This window comes from Paraburkholderia sediminicola (assembly GCF_046027825.1).
GTDB lineage: Bacteria > Pseudomonadota > Gammaproteobacteria > Burkholderiales > Burkholderiaceae > Paraburkholderia > Paraburkholderia sediminicola_D.
Map to the genome: position 1 here is coordinate 1 of NZ_JAQQDU010000213.1, position 1,766 is coordinate 1,766.

The 1,766-nt window shown below is 58.1% G+C and carries 2 protein-coding genes; one reads left to right on the top strand and one right to left on the bottom strand.

Annotation, left to right across the window (positions count from 1 at the left end; genetic code table 11):
- Window positions 1–82: 82 nt before the first annotated feature.
- The gene (locus PQQ96_RS41900) at window positions 83–607 is read right to left on the bottom strand and encodes a hypothetical protein (RefSeq protein ID WP_408303268.1); all 525 of its coding nucleotides are present in this window, start codon (window positions 605–607) and stop codon (window positions 83–85) included.
- A gap of 128 nt (window positions 608–735) precedes the next feature.
- Between PQQ96_RS41900 and PQQ96_RS41905 the strand changes: the two genes are divergently transcribed.
- Complete coding sequence (locus PQQ96_RS41905; protein WP_408303270.1) at window positions 736–1,755, top strand: IS701 family transposase; 1,020 nt, start codon at window positions 736–738, stop codon at window positions 1,753–1,755.
- The last annotated feature ends 11 nt before the right edge of the window (window positions 1,756–1,766 follow it).

The window sequence follows — 1,766 nt, forward strand, 5'->3', positions numbered from 1 at the left end:
TAGGACTTACGCAGCGAAGGGCGGTGGCGCGGCGGGTCGGGGTGGCAGCGGACCGGTGTCAAGACTGGTCAGTAACACCTGCCTATCCGTGCTGCACAGCCGCTGCGCGCAGATGCAGTCCGGAGCGTTCGCGACTGAGCTCATATGAGGCCACGAGCCGTTTATCCTGGGGAAACAGAAGATACTTGCGTTGGACGAGAGCCAGGACGGCCACGCGAAAGTCCTGTGCAGCGGTGCCGGCGGATGCACCTAGCGCCGGGGTATCGCGGATGAAGCGATCGAGTTCGGTAGCTGCTTCGTCAAGCGTGTTGCTCGTTGAGGCAATGTTCCAGGCGACTACTCCCATGCCGACCAGCTTGCGCATCGTGTCGAGCGGCAGGTCTTCGTCGGCATACGGATCGATGAGGTCAATCAGGGATGCGGAGATCTTGCCGTATGGGTTGCATCCGGGCGCAAACGGGAGATTGCTCAGCGATGCGGGCAGTGTTGATACGAAAGATTGCGGAACTTTCTTGCCGCGGCTGGCTTTCCCCATCGCGTCCTCATTCACGAATTCGGGCGGCGAACAGCCCTCGAGCATTACAAAAGAAAGTGCAGTGTGCCACATCGGCGCCCGTGCTGAAATCGCAGACCATTTCGATCGATCAGGCGATGCGCGTCGCTGACGATTCGAAATAAATCGTTACATCTTTGCGTAAACCCGATCGGACACAGAAGTACGTATCGTCCGGGGGCATGAGCAAACACCTGAGTCGCCTGGGCTACTGCCAGTATCTGCTGACGAGCCCGACCAACTACACGTTGACCAATTTTGCCAATCATGTTGAAGACATGAGCCACGATGCAATTACCCGCTACCTTCGCGCCGAGCGTCTGACGCCACGCCTGGTTTGGGACAACGTGCGCACGCAGCTCGTGGCCCATGCGGACGGCTGCGTGCTGTTTGACGACACCGTGCTCGACAAGAATCACTCGCACAGGATCGAACTGGTACGCCGCCAGTATAGTGGGAACGCCCATGCTTTGATCAAGGGCATCGGCGTGGTGAACCGCGTGTATGTGAATCCGCAAACCGGTGAATACTGGATCATCGATTACCGCATTTACGATCCCGATGGCGACGGTAAGTCGAAGCTCGATCACGTACGGGATATGCTCGGCAATCTCGTTCATCACAAGGGTCTGCCGTTCAAGCGGGTCCTGATGGACACGTGGTACGCCACGCGGGATCTGATGCTGTTCATCGAATCGCTAAGCAAGACGTACTATTGCCCGCTGCGTGATAACCGTCTAGTCGATGATTCGGGCGGTGAGTCGCCTTACCGGCGGGTTGATTCGCGGCAATGGGATGAAGACACTCTGGCCCACGGCAAGACCGTCAAGATCAAGGGCTTTCCGAAGCATCACAAGATGAAGCTGTTCCGGGTAGCGGTGTCCACACATCGCACGGACTGGGTCGTCACGAACGACCAGACTCAGGATTCGGTACAGGCGACACAAGACGCGTGCCGCCTGCGCTGGAAGATCGAGCAGTTTCACCGTGAAGCGAAGCAGCTCACAGGCATCGAGCGCTGCCAGTGTCGCAAGGCCCGCAGCCAGCGCAATCACATCGCCAGCGCCATAGTGGTGTGGGTTCGCCTGGCCGACATTGCCCGGCACACTGGCCGCACACTTTACCGAGTCAAACATGACATGCTCGATGATTTCTTGCGCCGTGAACTCCGAAATCCCTCGGTTCCCATGCACTTTGCGTAAGTCCTACCTCA